Source organism: Hydrogenophaga sp. (genome assembly GCF_035481345.1).
Lineage (GTDB): Bacteria > Pseudomonadota > Gammaproteobacteria > Burkholderiales > Burkholderiaceae_C > Hydrogenophaga.
In genome coordinates this window covers 41007-59638 of sequence record NZ_DATIGV010000047.1, presented here as the reverse complement: position 1 = coordinate 59638, position 18632 = coordinate 41007, and the positions used below count along the sequence as shown (strand labels likewise).

Sequence of the window (18632 nt, the reverse complement as noted above, 5' to 3'; positions counted from 1 at the left end):
CGCGCGATGCGCTGCTGATCGGCGTCGGCCACCAGGCTCATGCAGCGGCTGATGGACTGGCCGATGTCGATGGCCGGGTAGTGCCCGCGCTCGGCCAGCGCGCGCGAGAGCACGATGTGACCGTCCAGGATGGCGCGCGCGGTGTCCACCACCGGGTCCTGCTGGTCATCGCCTTCGGCGAGCACGGTGTAGATGGCGCTCATGGAGCCGTCGCCGCTGCCGTTGCCGGCGCTTTCCACCAGTTGCGGCAGCGCGCTGAACACCGAGGGCGGGTAGCCGCGCGTGGCCGGCGGCTCGCCGAGCGAAAGCGCCACCTCGCGCTGCGCCATGGCGTAGCGCGTGAGCGAGTCCACCAGCAGCAGCACGTGGCGGCCCTGGTCGCGGTAGTGCGCGGCGATGGTGTGGCACAGCTCGGTGGCGCGCAGGCGCATCAGCGGCGACTCGTCGGCCGGTGCCACCACCACCACGGCGCGGCGCAGGCCTTCCTCGCCGAGCGAGAGGTCGATGAACTCGCGCACCTCGCGGCTGCGCTCGCCGATCAGGCCGACGACGATCACGTCGGCCACGGTCTGGCGCGTGATGAGGCCCAGCAGCACGCTCTTGCCCACGCCGGAGCCGGCCATCAGGCCCACGCGCTGGCCACGGCCCAGCGTGAGCAGGCCGTTGATGGCGCGCACACCGACGTCGATGGCGCCTTCCACCGGGCGCTTGCGCAGCGGGTCCACCCAGGGCGGGGCGCTGGGCAAGAGGTGCTCGCCGCCGAGGCGGCCGCGCCCGTCCATGGGCTCGCCCAGGCCGTTGACCACACGGCCCAGCCAGGCGTCGCCGATCAGCAGGCCGCTGGCGGCCGGCAGTGGCAACACGCGCGCACCGGCGGCCAGGCCCTCGGTGCGCTTGAAGGCCATGAGCTGCGCGGCCTCGTCCTTGAAGCCCACCACCTGGGCCTCGATGTCGGCGCCCAGCGCCGATTCGATGCGGCAGCGCTGGCCCACGTGCAGGCGCACGCCGCGCACCTGCAGCAGAGGGCCGGTGGCGCTCACCAGCCGGCCCGTGGGTGTCGAGACCGACACCTCGGGCACGGCGATGCGGCGCAGTTGCTCGGCGATCACGCGGCGGCCTCGTTCAGGGAGGCTTCGATCGCGGGCGCATCGGCCGCCGCGGGCACGGGCTCTTCCGCACCGAGCAGTTGCGCGGCCACCTGACCCATGCAAGCCTGCAGGCGCTGGCGGCAACCGGCGTCGGCCTCGAAACCGGCCACCTGCACGCGGCACTCGCCGGCCTGCAGCGCGGGGTCGGCGATGAGGTTCCAGTCGCGCGTGTTCGCGCCCTCGATGGCCTGGATCGCGCGAAGGTCCTCGTTGTTCAGGAAGACCTCCACCGCGCTCACGGCGGGGGGCATGCTCTGCAGCGTCTCTTCCACCAGCTTGAGGATCTGCGTGGGGTTGAGCGTGAGCTCGGCGCGGATCACCTGGCGCGCCACGCGCTCGACCAGTTCCACCATCTCGCGGCGCAGCGCGGCCTGGTAGTCGGCCTGCACCTGGCGCAGGGCGTCGATGGCGGCCTGCATGGGCGCGGCCACGCGCTCCCAGCGCGCGAGGATCTGCGCCTCGCCTTCGGCGCGGCCCTCGGCCACGCCGCGTTCGCGGCCTTGCGTTTCGCCGACGGCGCGTCCCTCGGTCAGGCCTTTGTCGAAGCCTTCCTCGTAGCCGCGCTCGGCGCCGCGCGAGTAGCCGTCGGCCAGCGCGGCCTGCAGGGCCTCGGGGCTGCCCTGGGCGGACAGGGCCTCGGCCAGTTCACGATCGGCCAGTGGCGGGAAGCGGTAGCTGCGGTAGGCGCTCGTTGCGGGGTTCATTCGACGGTGGCCTCCGCATAGAGTTGCACCTCGATCGTGCCCGCGTCGGCCAGCGCCTTGACCTCGCGCATGATGGTGGCGCGCGCCTCTTCCACGCGGCGCGCGGCCACCGGGCCGGTGCGGCGGATCGCGTCCTGGAAGGTCTTGACCTGGCGCTGCGGCATGCAGGCCATGAGGGCGCGGCGCACGTCGCTGTCGCCGCCCTTGAGGGCGATGGCCCACTCGTCCATGGGCACCACCTCGAGGATGCGCAGCAGCACCTCCTCGCTCTGGCGCGAGAGGATGAAGAAGTCGTACATGCTGCGCTCGATCTGGCCGGCCACGCCGGCGTCGCGCGCGCGCAGTTGCTCCACCATGCGGGCCTTGTCGCCCGGCAGGCGGTTGAGGATATCGGCCGCGTGCTTGACGCCTTCGATGGTGGCGCTCTGCGTCTCCAGGCTTTGCAGGCAGGCGTCGGCCAGCACCTCCACTTCCTGCAGCAGGCGGTGCTCCACGTGGCCCAGTTGCGCCACGCGCACGATGAGTTCGTCGCGGCCGTCCTCGGGCAGGCTGGCAATGACCTCGCTGGCCATGGCCGGCGGCAGGAAGGCCAGGAACACGGCCTGCATGTGCACGTGCTCCTGCGCGATGCGGTCGGCCACCCAGCGCGGCGAGGCCCATTGCAGGCGCGCCATCTTGGGACGGATCGCGTCGCCGTAGATGCGCGTGAGCACGCTGCTGCTGATGCTGCTGCCCAGCGCGAGGTCGAGCGAGTTCTTCAGGAAGGTGCGCGAGGCGCCGTGCAGGCCGCTTTGCTCGCGGTAGTCGTCGAAGAAGCGTTGCAGCGCGCCGCGCGCGGCGTCGACCTTGATGCCGCTCATGGCCGACATGGCCTGCGTCACCAGCAGCAGATCCTCGCGCTCCAGGCAGCGCAGCACGGCGGCGGCGGGCTCCTCGCCCATGCTCAGCAGCACGATGGCGGCCTGCTCGATGGTGGACATGGCGCCTGCTTCGGCGCCGGACTCAGGCAGGCTGGTGGCCATTTTTCTGCACCCATTGTTTGACGACCTCGGCCACGCGCTCGGGCTCCTTGGTCGCGAGGTCCCTCAGGTGATCGACGAGCACATCCACCGGCGAACCCGGCGGCGGCAGGTTGTAGTTCTCCAGCAGCGATCCCATGGAGTCGCGCTGTTTCGAGGGCTGCGGCAGCGCGGCCACGGCGGCGGCGCCAGCGGGCAAGGCCCCGGCCACCACGGCAGCGCCTTCGCCGTCGCGCGGGCCCAGCTCCACCAGCTCGGACGTGCCCACCTCGCGCGGCGGCGTGGCATCGCGCGTGAAGCGGCGGATCAGCGGGCGCGCGACCAGCAGGTAGGCCAGCAGCGCGCCGAGGGCGCTCAAGCCCCAACCGGCCATGGTGAAGATGGACTGCGGCTCGGCGTACCAGGACACGGCCACGGGCGGCGCGGGGAAGGCCATGGCCGAGACCACGAGCTGGTCGCCGCGCGCGGTGTCGATGCCCAGGCCGCCGCGCAGCACCTGCTCCATGCGCGCGATCTCGGCCGGCGCCCAGGCCTGCGCACCCGCGGGCGCGGCGGCGTTGTTCAGCACCACGGCCACGCTGATCTTCTTCACCTGGCCGCGCGCGCGTTCGATGGTGGTGACGCTGCGGTCGTAGGCGTACTGGCGCGTGGCGGCGTTGCGCTCGGCGGTGCTGGGCGGTTCGTCCTCGCCGGGCGGCGGGTTGGCCGGGCGGTTGCTCAGCGAGCCCGGGATGCCCAGGGCCTGCGGCTGGCGGTTCATTTCCTCGCGCGACGCCTCGCTGGTGATGCGCGGGTCGCCCTCGTAGCGCTCCTGCGTTTCCTTCACGTTGTCCTGGTGCAGCTCGACGGAGGCGCTGACGTTGTAGTTGTTCACGCCCAGGATGGGCTGCAGCAGCTGGTGCGCGTTGCGCAGCAGGCCCTCTTGTGCCTTGCGAACGGACTCATTCGCGAAGCCCGTCGAATCCAGGCCACCCTTGATGTCGACGCGGCTGGAGAGCAGGCGCCCGGCCTGGTCGACGACCGTCACGCGGTCGGCCGCCAGGTTGGACACGCTGCCCGAGACCAGCTTGATGATGGAGGCGATCTGCTCGGTCTCCAGCTCGCGGCCGGGGTGCAGGTGCACGACGACGGAGGCCGAGCTGGCCTCGGTGGCGTTGAGCACGAAGGTGGAGGAGCGCGCGATCGACAGGTGCACGCGCGCGCTCTTGACCGGCTCCAGCGCGGTGATGCTCTGCACCAGCTCGCCTTCCAGGCCGCGGCGAAAGCGCACGTCCTGCACGAACTGCGTCACGCCCAGCGGGTCGCTCTTGTCCATCAGTTCGAGGCCGTCGGGCAGGCGGGCCACCACGCCGCGCGCGGCCAGCAGCATGCGCGCGCGCCCGAGGTTCGACTCGGACACCAGCACCTGCCCCGTCTCGGGGTGCAGGCGGTAGGCGATGCCTTCGGCGTCGAGCACCGACATCATGTCGGCCGAGGGCACGTTCTCGCGCGCGCCGAACACCGGCCGGTAGTTCGACTGGTTCTGCCAGACGAACATCATGACCAGCGCGGTGAGCGCGATGGCGAGGAACACGACCGGCAGCAGCTTGGACACCGCTTCGGAGCGCAGGGCCGAGGCGATGGACGATGGCTGGGGCAGCCGTTGCAGCAAGGGGGTGAGTGCGCTCATTGGTTTTTCACTTTGTGTTTGTAACGATACGCGAAGTTGATTTGTGATGTCATGTCAGCGCGGGGATGAATCGGCGTTTGATCGCTGCACGGTTGATGATTGGGGACCAGCGGCGCAAGCGCCCTTGACAGGTACCGAAAAGGTTTATCCAGACCGTTGCAAGCCGGGGAAACGCGGTGGTGTGCGCCTGCAGCGTGAACAAATGCGCATTCGGTGATGCTTCTTCGCGCCCCCTGTCAAAAGTGACAGGGTCGCTGGTGAAGGGACCTCAAGAGGACACCGACAACGAGGACAGACCCTCCCGCCCCTCAAGGACGTGACATGTACCTGGACCTCGATATGACCACCCTGCCCTCCACCCACGGCATGCGCCCCGCGTCGCTCGGCATCCCGCCCATCGAGACCCTGGAGATGCTCCAGCGCCTGGAGGCCGAGGTGGCGATGAGCAACCTGAACGAGATGCGCCTGCTCGAGCAGCAGCACCCGCACTGGTTCGACCTGTACGAGGAGTTCCAGGTGGAGCACTGCACCGGCGAAGAGCTGCAGGCCCTGCTGGCCAGCGCGCCGACCGCCTACGCCAAGGGCCTGGTGACGGGCGCGCTGAAGGTGCGGCTGGAGATGGCGGCGGCCTCGGGCCGGCCGTTCTGATCGGTCAGCGACGCGTCAGAGCCCGCACATCAACTGCGCGCGGTACACGGCCTGCGAGCCGTTGGCCGCGCGCATCTTGCGTTTGGCGTTCTCCACGTGCAGGCGGAAGGTGCGCTCGGTGCAGCCGAAGCGTTCCTGCGCCTCCGCGCCCTTGAGGCCTTCGGCCACGGCCTGCAGCACCTCGCGCTCGCGCGGGGTGAGCGGGCAGACCGCCGTGCGCAGGGCCTCGCGCCAGGCCGGCCAGTCGCGCAGCAGCTCCAGCGTGGCCGCGCCCAGGTGCTCCTCGCGCACGTGGGCGCTGCTGGAGAACAGCCAGAACTCGCAGCACAACTCGCCCAGCACCGGCACACGCACCACCAGCACCTGCTGGTAACCCAGGCCGGCGAGGCGGCGCGCGGCGGGCTCGCCCAGGGCGCTCGCGGGCATCAGCGCCACGGCCTGGCCGCGCGGCGGGCCCGTGCGCGCGATGGTCTCGGCGAGGGCCTGCAGCGGCGGGCTGCTCAAGGCCTGAACCAGGCGCGCACCGGCCTCGCCGAAAGGATCGGGCCGCACGAAAGCCAGGCCCGCAAAGCCGCGCTCGCGCAGGCGCGCGACCAGGGCCTCCATCAAGGGTTCGAACACCTCGGGCGCCGAGGCCCGTTCAAGCGGCGCGCCCAGGGGCTCGAGGCCCGTGACGCCCGGATGGTGCACGCTCAAGCGGCCGTCCCTCCGGGCAGCGTGCGCCACGACACGGTGCCCGGCCACTCGAACTGGAATTCGGCGGCCAGCACACCGTCGGCCTCGCTCAGCGGCTCGACCGGTGCGATGGCGGGCGCGATGCCATCGAGCTGCGAGACGAGCTCGACATTGGGCAGGGCCTCGCCCGCGCGCACGCTCGCCACAGCCGGCGCATCCCAGCCGAACTCGGCCAGGGTCTCGCTCAACTCGCGCAGGCCGTCCTGGGTCTCGATCGGGATCCAGCTCAGCCGGCCGTCGGCGCGCAGGCCCAGCACGCCGAAGGGCTCGCCGAGCACGAGGTACTCGTCCACGCGGCCACGGCCCAGGATCACCATCAGCGCGTTGGACACGTCCACCGATTCCAGCGCCGCGAAGCGCTCGCGCCGCATCTGCATGGCCAGTTGCCGGCCGCGCTCCACCGAGTTGTGCAGGAATTGGTCCTGCAGGGCGCGGCGCAGGTTGAAGCCGAGGTTGCGCGTCTGCTTGGGCAGGAAGGACTCGATCGAACCCTGATTGAAGGCCTTGACCGCGAGGTCGGCGTCGGCGGCGCCAGTGAGCAGGATGCGCCGCAGGCCGAAATGGCCATGGCGTTCGCAGATGGAGACGCCGTCCTCGGCGGGCATCACCTGGTCGGTGACCAGCACCGAGAAGATGGCGTGCCGCCCGGGCCAGGCGAAGTAGTCGAGCGCCGCCAGCAGCGGCGATTCGGCGCCCGGGATGCGCGCGAGCATCTGCTGCTCGCGCCGCAGCAGATCTTCCTGCTCGGCGTAGAGGCGGTCGAGGTCGCCGGGGTGGTGCAGGAACTCGCAGCGCCGCACCGAGGCGACGGCGTCGGCCATCGCGTCCAGGAAGGACGGGTCATCGTCGATGAAGGAGATGCGCGAGGACGCTCTCATGCAGGGAAACAACATGCCGGGCTCGCTTCACGAAGGGAAGGACCGCGACGCGCGCGCGGTCCAGGCCAGCGGAGCATATCGGCAGTTGGCCCCCGAACTTGAGACCGCCGCATGACCGATTTATTTCACGCTCAGGCGCGCGCCGCGGTCCCTAGAATGCGCCCCGTTGTGCGACACCGATTCCTCCTGCGGGCGATCGCCCTTCTCCGTCAACCCATCGAACCGCTGCGGCACCTGTCGCGCACGCGGCTGGTCGCGCTGAGCCTGGTGCTGTTCGTGGGCCACCTGGCCTTCCACGGGTTCTGGAGCCAGCTCGCGCCGCAACCCTACGAGAGCCCCGTGGGGCGCGCGCTGGCCGCCATCGGCGCGCTGCCCCTGCTGTGGTGGACGCCCGCGCAGGTGACCCGCCACCGCGCCATCCGGCTCTACCTGCTGGTCTACCTGACCTACACCGGCCCCTTCCTGTTCCAGTGGTTCTACCTGATGAACCACGGCAACGCGGTGTGGATGACCAGCACCGCGCTGATGTGCTTCCTCGTCTACCAGGTGCTCGACTGGCGCGTGGCCACGGCGACGCTGGCGGCGGGCACCATCGCCGCGCGCGCCTTCGTCTCGATGACCGAGCCGCAACTGGCCTTGCCCCCGTGGCGCGCGACCGAGGGCAACCTCACCTTCTTCTTCGCCTGGTTGTCGGCGCTCACGCTGGCGCTGTCGTCGGCCAGCCACCGGCTGCAACGCCTCAACGCCACGCTGCTGGCCATGGGCGTGATGGCGCACGAGCTGCGCACGCCACTGGCCAGCGCCGCGCTGATCAACGACCACCTGCGCGACGCCGAACCCGCTGACGTGCCGCGGCTGGCCGACCGCATGGATGGCCTGCTGCGCGCCATCAACCACCAGATCGATTCGCAGATCGTCAACGCGCAACTGCTGGACATCCTGCCCGGCCACGAGACGCTCGACGCGGCCCGGCTGGTGCGCAACGCGATCGAGTCCTACCCCTTCATGAGCGAGCGCGAGCGCCAGGCCGTGAGCGTGAACACACGCGGCGACTTCCACTTCAGGGGCAACGAGCGCCTGTTCATCCAGGTGATCCACAACATGGTGAAGAACTCGGTGTATGCGCTGCGCCGCACCCAGGCCGCGTTCGCGCGCGGCGACATCGAGATCGAGGTGGACGCCGGCGCGGCGCGCGGCACCATCCGCGTGCGCGACAAAGGCCCGGGCGTGCCCGAGCACGTGCGCCGCTTCATCTTCGAGCCCTTCTTCAGCACCCAGACCACGCACAGCAGCGGGCTGGGCCTGGCGTTCTGCCGCGAGACGGTGGAAGCCAACCGGGGCCAGTTGCGCTTCGAGCGCGTGGCCAGCGGCTCGTGCTTCGTGATCGAGCTCCCCCTGGCCACGCCCTAGGGCGGGTTCATCCGGGTTTCCCCACAGCGGACCCGAGGGCTTCCCCCGCTGCCGGCGACAGGGCCCGGCCTTAGCATGGGCGCTCACCAGTTCACGCGGCCCGCCATGCCCCCGCTTCCCTCGCCTTCGTCGCTGCGCACGCCGCTTCACACCCTGCTCCAGTCCCCGCTCGAACCCGTGCTGCACCTCTCGCGCGCGCGGCTGGTCGCGCTCGGCCTGATCTACCTCATCGTCCACCTCTCGGCCTGGGCGGTCTACACCTACGTCGCGCCGCAGGCGTACGAAAGTTTCACCCTGCGCGCGCTCGCCGCCCTGGGCGCCGTGCCGCTGTTCCTGCTCGACCCCGACGACGTGGCCGAGAACGCCTGGGCGCACGCCTACGTGCTGCTCTATCTGGCGGTGGCGGGGCCCTTCCTGCAGGTCTGGCTCTACTTCATGAACGGCGGCGCCGACCCGCGCGTGCTGGCCGTGTGCCTGGTCGCGCTGCTGATGTACGTGATCACCGACTGGCGCTACGCCACCGCCATGCTGGTGGCCGCCTTCGGGGGTGGCCTGGCGCTGGCCGCCAGCCTCGACGGTCTGCCGGCGGCCTTCACCCGCGAACACGGCTTCATGTTCGCGCTGTCGTGGCTGTGCGGCCTGCTGCTGGGCGTGTCCTCGGCGCGGCAGGACCAGCACCGCCTGCAGTCCACGCTGGCCGCGCTGGGCGTGATGGCGCACGAGTTGCGCACGCCGCTGGCCAGCATGGGCCTGCTGGTGGAAAGCCTGCGCGACAACGACGAGTCCGCCACGGCGCGCCGCGCGGGCCAGCGGCTGGAGCTGCTGATGCGCAACCTGCACCAGCAGATCGACTCGCAGATCGTCAACGCGCAACTGCTCATCCTGCGCCGGGGCGAAGAGCGCATCGCCGCGCGCACCCTTCTCCAGGAAGCGATCGACGGCTTTCCCTTCCGCGCCGACAGCGAGCGGCGCGCGGTGGTGCTCGAGCCCGGCGACGACTTCCACTTCGTCGGCACGCGGCGCCTGTTCACGCAGGTGGTGCAGAACCTGCTGCGCAACGCCCTGGTCGCCCTGCGCCAGCACAAGGGCGCGCCCGAGCCGGGCGACATCACCATCACCACGGCGCGGCGGGACGGCCGTGGCGTGATCGAAATCCGGGACCGTGGGCCGGGCATTCCCCGCCACCTGCAACGCAGCGTGTTCCGCCCGTTCGTGAGCACCGCGGCCAGCCACAGCAACGGCCTGGGCCTGGCCTTCTGCCAGAACACGGTGCGCGTGCACAAGGGCCGGCTGACGCTGCGCTCCGGCGTGCCGGGCGGTACCACTTTCGTCGTCACCCTGCCCACCGAGCGCGACGCGCCCGCCGCCTGAGCCGCCGCCGGGCCGGCGCGCGCACCCGCTCACGAACTGGGCGGGTTTTGCCCGTCTTATCGAATCAAGTTTTCCCGGCACGCGGCCGATAGTGGCGGCGACAGCCCGGGTCTTCTGGCAGGCCGCGGGCGCCCTGCTCACGCCACCGCCTGATTCGTCGCACCCCGCTTCACCATGAAATTCCTTCGCAACATGTCCGTCGGCACCAAGCTCTGGACCGGCGTCGCCCTCATCATCCTGGCCCTGCTCGGCACCATCGCCTCGGCCGGCCTTCGCTCTGCCCGCATGGGCGAAGCGTCCGAACGCACCCTGACCCTGCTGGCCGACAAGACGGCGCTGGCCGTGGAGTGGGCGGGTCTGACGGAGACCACCACCGCGCGCGTGCAGGCCACCACCGTGTCCAGCGATCCCACCATGAACGAGATGTTCAAGGAACCGATCACCGCCGGCATGGCCCGCATCTCGGAGCTGCAGAAGCGCCTGCAGGAAATGGAGAAAACCGAGGCCGAGATCGCGGCCCTGGCGCGCATCGGCGAGCTGCGCAAGGACGTGCTCGGGAAGCTCGCGCGGGTCAACAAACTCAAGGCCGACGAAGACTACGCGGGCGCCGCACAGGCCATGAGGACCGACTTCAACCCCGCCGTGGGTCCCTACCTGGCGGCGGTGCGCGACTTCGGCCAGATGCAGGCCGGCATCCTCAAGGAAGCGCAGGCCGAGCAAGCGAAAGAACGCGCGGCCAGCATCGTCGTGGCGGCCGCGCAGGTCGGCCTGCTCATTCTTGGCATCGCCGTGGGCGCCTTCTTCCTCATCCGCAACATCCGCCAGCCCCTGAACGACACCATGGCCTTCGCCGAGCGCATGGCCGCCGGCGACCTGACGGCCACGCTCAACAACGACCGCGGCGACGAATTCGGCGCCATGACCCGCGCGCTGAGCACCATGCGCGACCGCCTGGTGAGCGTGGTGGCCGACGTGAAGCGCGGCACCGAGAACATCACGGTGGCGGCCAAGGAAATTTCCACCGGCAACAACGACCTCTCCAGCCGCACCGAACAGACCGCCTCGAGCCTGCAGCAGACCGCCGCCTCGATGGAGCAGATGTCGGGCGCGATCAAGCAGTCGGCCGACTCGGCCCGCGTGGCCAACCAGCTCGCCGACGTGGCGGGACAGAGCGCTCAGAAGGGTGGCTCGGTGGTGAACCAGGTCGTCTCGACCATGGAAGAGATCAACCAGGCCTCGCGCAAGATCAACGACATCATCGGTGTCATCGACGGCATCGCCTTCCAGACCAACATCCTGGCACTCAACGCCGCCGTGGAAGCCGCGCGGGCCGGTGAACAAGGCCGCGGCTTCGCGGTGGTGGCCGGCGAGGTGCGCAACCTCGCGCAGCGCAGCGCGCAGGCCGCGAAAGAAATCAAGGGCCTGATCGGCGCCAGCGTCGACAAGGTGGCCGTGGGCACCGAGCTGGTGAGCCAGGCCGGCCAGACCATGAGCGAGATCGTGGAGAACGTGGTGCGCGTGCGCGACATCATTGGCGAGATCGCCAGCGCCTCGGGCGAGCAGGCCGAGGGCGTCAACCAGATCAACGCGGCCGTGTCCAACCTGGATCAGATGACGCAGCAGAACGCTGCACTGGTGGAAGAAAGCGCCGCCGCCGCGTCGAGCATGAACGACCAGGCCGCCCGGCTGGTGGAAGTGGTGCGCATGTTCCGCCTGGACGGGGGCGCGGCCTCGGGCGCCGGCATCGCCACGCTGACGGCGGGAGACCTGCAGCAGCGGCGCGAACCGAAGCTGGTGGTGGCGCCCAAGCCCGCAACGGTGGCCAAGCCTGTCGTGGCGCCAGCCAAGCCCGCTGCGTCGGCGGCCAAGCCCGTGAGCGCCGTGGCTGCGCCCGCGAAGGCCATTGCGCCTGCCAAGGCGGCCCCGCCGGTGCTGAGCACCAAGGCCTCCGCCGACGACGCGACCGGTGAGTGGGAGTCGTTCTGATCGCGGCGCACGCGCCGGCTTGAGACCGGCCCGGTGAAAGCAAAACAACCCGGCCACCCTTCGAGGGTGCCGGGTTGTTCGTTCGCGGACTGTTCGTTCGCTTGTGCGGCGTGTGTGGCGGCGGGGTGCCGCCTGCGCGCATCAGACGGCGTTCTCGACCTTCGGCAGGGCATCCAGGGCGTTCTGGAACTTCTGGGTGAACTCCATCAAGCCTTCCACCTTCGTCTGGATTTCACTGGCGTTGAACCCCGAGTAGTCGGCCTTGGTGTTCAGCCGCATGCCCGAGGGAGCCTTGCCGTCATTCGGGCTCAGGACGCTGGCCCACAGGCCCTCCCGGCCCTGCTTCTCATACGCGTAAGCACTCTGAACGGTGAGAACCCTGTCTCCGTTGGACTTTGTCACGAACTCAGCGCTGGCGGCCAGTTCCGCCCCGATCACCTCGTCAAAGCGCACGTTCCCTGCTTTGTCCAACCAAATCCGATGTGCCTTTGCATCGTTGATCGCCTTGTTGAGCGACATCGCCTGACTGAGCGAATGCAGGGCGGCCGTCAGCGCGGCGGGGGTCACTGCCTGATCCCTTGACTGCTCGTTCCGCAGCATCGTCGGCACCGCAGTGGTAGGCGCGGCGCTGAATTCGTATCTCTTCGCCAACTTCAACCATGCATCGAATTGGCCCGGCTTCGGGTTCGATGGCTCCAGGAAATACACCTCTTTGTTCATCATATCCATGGCAATCCCCATTTTCTGAGGTGCCGTGGAATCAATGCCTTGAGGTGCCACCACAACGATTCGGGGAGGCATCTGGTCATCCTCGAGGTAGATCCGCGCCACGTTCTGGCCATTCTCATCGCGCAGCCACTCCCAACCTTGGTTGGACTTCAACAGATCGTCATACATCAGGGCCAATTGTTGAGCCAAGGCCTTCTTGGTGTTCAGTGCCTCCGATGACTTCGCCTGCACTGTGACCGGCTGGACCTTGGGCCCGGCCAAGATCTGTGCGTCGAAGCCCTGGGCCAACTTGAGAAAGCGCGCCACGCGCTCGTTCTGGGCTTCGCTCTTCGGTCCTGTTCCGTGCCAATTCAGCAATTGGTGCCCTGCGCGCACCGACACACCCTGGGTCCCCGGCCCCGCCCACGCCCCTGACACCGGCTCATCAATGCACAGGAGCAAGCGCATCGCCTCGTCATTGCGGCACACAGAAGCCACCGCCAGGAGATTGCCGTGATCGTCTCTCAATTCAAGCTTCTGCTGCCCGTTCTTTTCCATCTGTGTCAGAAGATGGTTCATGGTGGTGTTCAGCGCGAACACTTGGGGTTGAGGACTCACCATCTCGGATTCGAACCGCTGGGCAAGCGCCAGCCAATGGGTCGCCTGCGAGACGGCCTTCGCCTCTTCAAGCGAGGGCAACTCCACTTTGCGCACGTAAAGCTTCTTGCTTGTCGCGCCCATGACCAACCCGTGGCCCTGCGGACAGTCACCAGCGTGGGCCTCGTCCAGGCAAATTGATGTGCCGGCTTGCCTTGCCCGGATGGACAGTTGCGCCACCACATTGCCTTGCGAGTCGGTCAGTGGTCTCTTCGTCTCGCCACGCGACCTCATGTCGTCGTAAATGCGGTCCAGCGAGGCCGTCAGCCTGGCCTGCAAGACCTGCAGATTCGCCTCATCCTTCGGCTGCGCCGACGTGACGATGGGTGGCGGGATGTCCGCCACGCCCGCGCTCGGCTGCAGGACAGCCAAGGGAATGGCCGGGCATTTTCTTTCGGGAGGGAGGCGTTTGGCCTGCGCCACCACCTTGAGCAAGGACAGGAACTTGGGATCATTGAGCACCACACGCTTGTGCTCAGCGACGCAGTACACGATGTCGGCCAGGGCCTGCTGAACCTCCGGCGAATACATCGAGCGTTTGTTCAGCATGGGCTTGATGGAGTTCTCGAACCATTCGACCGCCTCCAGTTCGGCGACTTTGGCGGTACTGATCTTTTTCGGCCGTGTGCTGGCCTTGAATGTGTCCTTGCCAGAAGAAAGCCCCTTTGCCACTCGGACATACAACACGACATCGTCCTTCTCCTTCTTCTTGCTGGCAGCCTCGAGCTCAGCCAATTCGTACAACTTCCCGAGATCCAGGCGTTTCTCGCCCGAAACGCACATCGTCTTCTGAAGTTCCTTCTGGCGGGAAGCCGCGGCATCGTTTGATTTGAAGGGGGAGCGAGGAACCATGGCTGGAATCACCTATAGGGAGTTTGGACAGAAACGAACGGGCCATCGCCCGCTGGCGCCGCCGTTTCGTCACCGACCCCGCCGAATCGATCCCGTCCTCAACCCATTGGCGTTCCCGCCTTACCGGCCCTTCCACCCACGCAGGTTCCCCAGGATCATCGGCCGCCCCGCCACCAGGCCACCGCCGTCGAGCTCCATCTGGAAGCGCTCGGCGTCGCGGCGGCGGATGTCGGCCTCGATCGCTTCCACCGCCGCCGGTTCGGTGCCCAACGCGCGCATGGCCTCGCGGCCCATCACCATCGCGGACTCGAAGGTCTCGCGCACCTGCAGGTCGACGCCGGCCTTCACCAGCGTGGCCGCGTGTTCGCGGTCGAAGGAGCGCGCGATGACCCGCGCCTGCGGGAAGGCGTGTTTGCATTGCTGCACGATCTGCGTGGCGGCGCTGGCCTCGTCCACGCAGACCAGGATCACCTTCGCGGTCCCCGCGCCCGCCGCGTGCAGGATGTCCAGCCGCGTGCCGTCACCGTAGTACACCTTGAAGCCGAAGTGCTCGGCCTCGCGCGCGAGCTGGGGATCGGCGTCGATGATGGTGATCTCCGCGCCCAGCAGCAGCAGGTTCTGGCTGGCGATCTGGCCCACGCGGCCCAGGCCGATGATGAGCACCGCGCCGGCCTCGTGGTCGGGCACCGGCGCGCCGGCGGTGGACGGCGACACGCGCGGCGCCCAGCGCTGCAGCGCCAACACGGCCAGCGGCGTGAGCGCCATCGACAGCACCACGATGGCGGTCATGTTGGCGTTGACCACGGGGTCGATCACGCGGCCCGCCAGGGCCGCCGCGAACAGCACGAAGGCGAACTCGCCGCCCTGCGCCATCAGCACCGCGCGGTCCAGCGCGTCCCTGTGCGAGCTGTGCGTGAGGCGCGCGACGACGTAGATGCCCACGGCCTTCACCGCCATCAGCGAGAGCACGCCGGCCAGGATGAGCCCCCAGTGCCGCGCCACGGCCGACAGGTCCAGCGACATGCCCACGCCAAGGAAGAACAGGCCCAGCAGCAGGCCGCGAAAGGGCTCGATGTCGGCCTCGAGCTGGTGGCGGAAGGTGGACTCCGACAGCAGCACGCCCGCGAGGAAGGCACCCATGGCCATGGACAGGCCCCCCAGTTGCATGAGCAGGGCCGCGCCCAGCACCACCAGCAGCGCGGCGGCGGTCATCACCTCGCGCGCATGGGCGTTGGCCAGCACGCGAAACAGCGGGTTGAGCAGCCACACCCCTACCGCCACCAGCAGCGCGATCGAGCCGGCGCCGATGCCCACCGACACCCAGCGCGAGGTGCCCGACACCTCGGCCGCCGCGTCGGGCGAGAGGAAGGCCACCACGGCCAGCAGCGGCACGATGAGCAGGTCCTCGAACAGCAGGATGGAGACGATCTTCTGTCCGCGCGGCGTGGCGATGTCGCCGCGCTCGCCCAGCAACTGCATCACGATGGCGGTGGAGGTGAGCACGAAGCCCATGGCGCTGATGAAGGACACCGTCCAGGAAAAGCCGAAGGCCACGCCCACCAGCGTGAGCATGGCCCCGCACACCAGCACCTGCAGGCTGCCCAGGCCGAAGATGGCGCGGCGCAGCGCCCACAGGTGCGAGGGCTGCATCTCCAGGCCGATGACGAACAGGAACATCACCACGCCGAGTTCGGCGGTGTGGATGATGGTCTGCGGGTCGCTGAACCAGCCGAAGCCGAAGGGGCCGATGGCCAGGCCCGCCGCCAGGTAGCCCAGCACCGAGCCCAGCCCGATGCGCTTGAACAGCGGTACGGCCACCACCGCCGCGCCCAGCAGCATGACGACGGGGATCAGATCGGAACTGCCCGATTCAGCGGCCATGGCCGTCTCCTTCAGGGCCCCACAAGGGGCCGGGTTTGTCGAAATCCACCGTGTCACCCGCCAGCTCGCGCAGCCGCATGAGCAGCGCGCGGCGATCATCGCGCCGGGTCTGGAAGGTGTACTGCAATTCGGGCAGCGGCTGATCGCCGCGCAACTCCACCACCGCGCCCCGCGCTTTCATGCGGCGCAGCCACCCGCGAGGGTACAGCCCGATGCCCACGCCCGAGGCGATGAGGCTGGCGATGGCCGAGAGGTTGTTGCACACCAGGCGGCGCGGCGCCTGCAGGCCGTTGAGCGCCAGCCACTGCTCCAGCATGCGCGTGGGCCCGGCTGCACTGGGTTGGGTGATGAGGGCGTGGCGCTCCAGCAGCGCCGCGTTCACCGTGCGCTGGCGCCCCACCAGCGCTGGCGAAGCGGCCCAGCAGAAGCGCACATGGGCAATGGCCTCGCTGGCGATGGCGCCGCGCGTGGAGTGGCCGGCCACCACCGCGAAATCGAGTTCGCCGCTTTCCAGGCGCTGCTCCAGTGCCGAGCCCAGGTCCACGCAGGGCTCCAGGCGCAGTTCGGGGTACTTGGCGGCGGCGTGCGCCACCAGATCGGGCAACCAGGTGAGGGCCGCGAGCTCGCCCACGCCGAAGCGGCAGTGGCCGCGCAGGCCGCCGCCCACCGCGAGCTGGGCGCGCATGTCTTCGGACAGTTCGAGCATGCGCCGCGCCAGGGGCAGCAACTGCTCGCCCGCCTCGGTGATGGCGGCGCGGTGGCCGCTGCGGTTGAACAGCGTGGTGCCCAGTTGCGCTTCGAGCTCGCCGATGCGCTTGGACAAGGTGGACTGCGAGATGTGCAAGCGTTGTGCCGCGACGAGGAAGCTCGCGGCGGTGGCGGCCCAGTAGAAGGCTTCGAGCTGCTTGAGCGTCATGGCCGTGGCCGCACAATCCTGTGTTGAATAAAGGTGAACGAGATCGATCGAAATATATCGCTTTTCATCCACAAGACAGTTTTCCAGAATGCGCCCCGAGCCAACCCGATCGGGTGCCCAGCGCACCCCCACAACAGAAGGAGACAGCGCATGAGTTCCGATTCCCATGGCCTGACCCGCCGCCACCTGGTGGGCGCCGCCGGTGCGGCGCTGGGCCTGTCCGCCCTGCCCCTGGCGGCGCGCGCCCAGGCCTGGCAGCCCACGCAGCCCATCACCATCCTCGTGGGCTTCGCACCCGGCGGCTCGGCCGACCAGATCGCGCGCCAGCTCTCCTACGCGGCCAAGGAAATCATTCCCGTGCCGGTGGTGGTGAACAACCGCGTGGGCGCGGCCGGCGCCATCGCCGCGCAGGCCACGGCCGACGCCAAGCCCGACGGCTACACCGTGTTCGTGGGCGGCGGCAGCGAGACCACCTCGGTCGGCCACTTCCGCCCGCTCAACTACGACTCGCGCACCTCGTTCACGCCCGTCATCAAGGTCTCTCGCGCGCCCAGCATCCTGGCCGTGCGCGCCGACTCGCCCTTCGCCGACATGAAGGCCCTGATCGCCGAGGCGAAGAAGGGCGCGGAGAAGGTGTCCTACGGCTCCACCGGCGAAGGCGGCATCTTCCACGCCACCGGCATCGTGTTCGAGAAGGCCGCCGGCCTGAAGCTGCTGCACGTGCCCTACCGCGGCGCGGCCGATTCCATGACCGCGCTGCTCGCGGGCCAGGTGGACAGCGCCTTCGGCGCCTACGAGGAGATGAAGGCCATGATCGACGCGGGCCGCGTGCGCCCGCTGGCGCTGTTCTCGCGTTCGCGCCTGCCGGCCCTGCCCCACGTGCCGACCATGACGGAACTGGGCGTGCCCGTGGCGCTCGACAACATGAAAGGCCTGATGGCGCCCGCCAACCTGCCTGAGCCCATCAAGCGCTACCTGCACGACGCCTTCCACAAGGCCATGCAGACGCCGGGCTGGAAGGACTACGTGGCCAAGTCCGGCCTGACGCAAGACTACGCCGACGGCGCGGCCTTCCAGGCCGAGATCGTCTCGGCCGTGGACCTCATCGGCAAGGCCATCGGCAAATGACTCACGCGCCCGGTTCCTCCCTCGGTTTCATCGGGCTGGGCGCCATGGGCGCCGGCATGGCCGGCTGCCTGCTGCGCAAAGGCTACCCGCTGAAGGTCTTCGCGCGCGAGGCGCACGCCGTGCAGGCCCTGGTGGACCAGGGCGCAGTCGCGGGCACGTCCTCGGCGGACGTGGGCCGGGGCAGTGCCATCGTGTTCCTGAGCCTGCCCGACGACGCGGTGGTGCGCGAGGTGCTGTTCGCCGACGATGGCCTGGTGCACGGCCTGGCGGCGGGCAGCGTCGTGGTGGACACCAGCACCATCGCCGCCGCCTCGGCGCGCGAATTCGCCGCCGCGCTCGCCGCGCGCGGCATCGCCTTTGTCGACGCACCCGTGAGCGGCGGCCAGCAAGGCGCGGCCGACGGCGTGCTGAGCTGCATGGTGGGCGGCGAGACCGCCGCCGTGGACGCCTGCCGCGAGGCCCTGGGCGCCTTCTGCAAGAGCGTGCTGCACGTGGGCGGCGTGGGCGCGGGCCAGGTGGTGAAGGCCTGCAACCAGGTGGCCGTGGCCGGTGCGCTGCTGGGGGTGGCTGACGCCATCGCCCTGGCGCAGGCCGAAGGCGTGGACCTGGCGCAGATGCGCGAGGCCCTGCTGGGCGGTGCGGCGCGCAGCTTCTCGCTGGAAAAGCACGCCCCGCGCATCGCGGCGAAGCAGTTCACGCCGGGTTTTCGCGCGGTGCTGATGCGCAAGGACCTGCGCCTGGCGCTGCAGGGCGCGCAGGGCACGGGCACCGTGCTGCCCACCGCCGCGCTGGCCGAGCAACTGCTCGATGCCCTGTGCGAGAGCGGCCGCGCCGACTGGGACTGGGCCGCGCTCGCGCTGCAGGTGCAAGCGCTCTCCGGCAAGCCGCTGCCCGGGCACCGCGAGCCCACCTGAGTCCGAGC

15 protein-coding genes are annotated in these 18632 nt (G+C 69.4%); 6 read left to right on the top strand and 9 right to left on the bottom strand.

Translation table 11 applies throughout. From position 1 onward, the window contains the following. The 4 genes from VLG41_RS05275 to fliF form a co-directional block, all read right to left on the bottom strand. A partial coding sequence (locus VLG41_RS05275) for a FliI/YscN family ATPase (RefSeq protein WP_325348340.1) occupies positions 1 to 1109 on the bottom strand: 1109 nt, incomplete at its 3' end. Next, positions 1106 to 1852 (bottom strand): flagellar assembly protein FliH, encoded by a 747-nt coding sequence (gene fliH, locus VLG41_RS05270; RefSeq protein ID WP_325348339.1) that lies wholly within the window; start codon positions 1850 to 1852, stop codon positions 1106 to 1108. The genes fliH and VLG41_RS05275, both read right to left, overlap by 4 nt. Then, the gene (locus tag VLG41_RS05265) at positions 1849 to 2874 is read right to left on the bottom strand and encodes a FliG C-terminal domain-containing protein (protein ID WP_325348338.1); all 1026 of its coding nucleotides are present in this window, start codon (positions 2872 to 2874) and stop codon (positions 1849 to 1851) included. Before VLG41_RS05265 ends, fliH begins: the two co-directional genes overlap by 4 nt. Further along, positions 2855 to 4540, bottom strand: coding sequence for a flagellar basal-body MS-ring/collar protein FliF (gene fliF, locus VLG41_RS05260; RefSeq protein WP_325348337.1), 1686 nt, complete (start codon positions 4538 to 4540; stop codon positions 2855 to 2857). The genes VLG41_RS05265 and fliF overlap by 20 nt, the downstream gene beginning before the upstream one ends. A 339-nt stretch (positions 4541 to 4879) precedes the next feature. On the opposite strand from fliF, the gene VLG41_RS05255 reads away from it, so the two are divergent. Beyond that, complete coding sequence (locus VLG41_RS05255; RefSeq protein ID WP_325348336.1) at positions 4880 to 5188, top strand: hypothetical protein; 309 nt, start codon at positions 4880 to 4882, stop codon at positions 5186 to 5188. Between the two features lie 15 nt (positions 5189 to 5203). Here the strand turns inward: VLG41_RS05255 and VLG41_RS05250 are convergent, their stop codons facing one another. Then, complete coding sequence (locus VLG41_RS05250) at positions 5204 to 5878, bottom strand: helix-turn-helix transcriptional regulator (protein ID WP_325348343.1); 675 nt, start codon at positions 5876 to 5878, stop codon at positions 5204 to 5206. A 2-nt stretch (positions 5879 to 5880) separates the two neighbouring features. Beyond that, positions 5881 to 6816 (bottom strand): hypothetical protein, encoded by a 936-nt coding sequence (locus VLG41_RS05245; protein ID WP_325348335.1) that lies wholly within the window; start codon positions 6814 to 6816, stop codon positions 5881 to 5883. 153 nt (positions 6817 to 6969) lie between these two features. On the opposite strand from VLG41_RS05245, the gene VLG41_RS05240 reads away from it, so the two are divergent. The 3 genes from VLG41_RS05240 to VLG41_RS05230 all read left to right on the top strand — a co-directional run bounded on the left by VLG41_RS05240 (position 6970) and on the right by VLG41_RS05230 (position 11568). After that, the gene (locus tag VLG41_RS05240) at positions 6970 to 8211 is read left to right on the top strand and encodes a HAMP domain-containing sensor histidine kinase (RefSeq protein ID WP_325348334.1); all 1242 of its coding nucleotides are present in this window, start codon (positions 6970 to 6972) and stop codon (positions 8209 to 8211) included. Positions 8212 to 8316: 105 nt separating this feature from the next. Then, positions 8317 to 9582, top strand: a complete 1266-nt coding sequence (locus VLG41_RS05235; protein ID WP_325348333.1) for a HAMP domain-containing sensor histidine kinase — start codon at positions 8317 to 8319, stop codon at positions 9580 to 9582. A gap of 174 nt (positions 9583 to 9756) precedes the next feature. After that, the gene (locus VLG41_RS05230; protein ID WP_325348332.1) at positions 9757 to 11568 is read left to right on the top strand and encodes a methyl-accepting chemotaxis protein; all 1812 of its coding nucleotides are present in this window, start codon (positions 9757 to 9759) and stop codon (positions 11566 to 11568) included. 141 nt (positions 11569 to 11709) lie between these two features. Here VLG41_RS05230 and VLG41_RS05225 read toward each other — a convergent pair whose 3' ends face one another. From VLG41_RS05225 to VLG41_RS05215, 3 genes are all read right to left on the bottom strand, one after another. Then, positions 11710 to 13785: a hypothetical protein gene (locus VLG41_RS05225; protein ID WP_325348331.1), complete on the bottom strand. Its 2076-nt coding sequence runs from the start codon at positions 13783 to 13785 to the stop codon at positions 11710 to 11712. A 120-nt stretch (positions 13786 to 13905) separates the two neighbouring features. Then, positions 13906 to 15666 carry a monovalent cation:proton antiporter-2 (CPA2) family protein gene (locus VLG41_RS05220; RefSeq protein WP_325348330.1) on the bottom strand — a complete coding sequence of 587 codons (1761 nt, stop codon included), beginning with the start codon at positions 15664 to 15666 and terminating at the stop codon, positions 13906 to 13908. After that, the gene (locus tag VLG41_RS05215; protein ID WP_325348329.1) at positions 15656 to 16582 is read right to left on the bottom strand and encodes a LysR family transcriptional regulator; all 927 of its coding nucleotides are present in this window, start codon (positions 16580 to 16582) and stop codon (positions 15656 to 15658) included. Before VLG41_RS05215 ends, VLG41_RS05220 begins: the two co-directional genes overlap by 11 nt. A gap of 150 nt (positions 16583 to 16732) precedes the next feature. Here VLG41_RS05215 and VLG41_RS05210 point away from each other — a divergent pair, with 150 nt between their 5' ends. Both VLG41_RS05210 and VLG41_RS05205 read left to right on the top strand, forming a co-directional pair. Then, positions 16733 to 17710: a tripartite tricarboxylate transporter substrate binding protein gene (locus tag VLG41_RS05210; RefSeq protein WP_325348328.1), complete on the top strand. Its 978-nt coding sequence runs from the start codon at positions 16733 to 16735 to the stop codon at positions 17708 to 17710. Further along, entirely contained in the window at positions 17707 to 18624 is a 918-nt protein-coding gene (locus tag VLG41_RS05205; RefSeq protein WP_325348327.1) for an NAD(P)-dependent oxidoreductase, read from the top strand. Before VLG41_RS05210 ends, VLG41_RS05205 begins: the two co-directional genes overlap by 4 nt. The last annotated feature ends 8 nt before the right edge of the window (positions 18625 to 18632 follow it).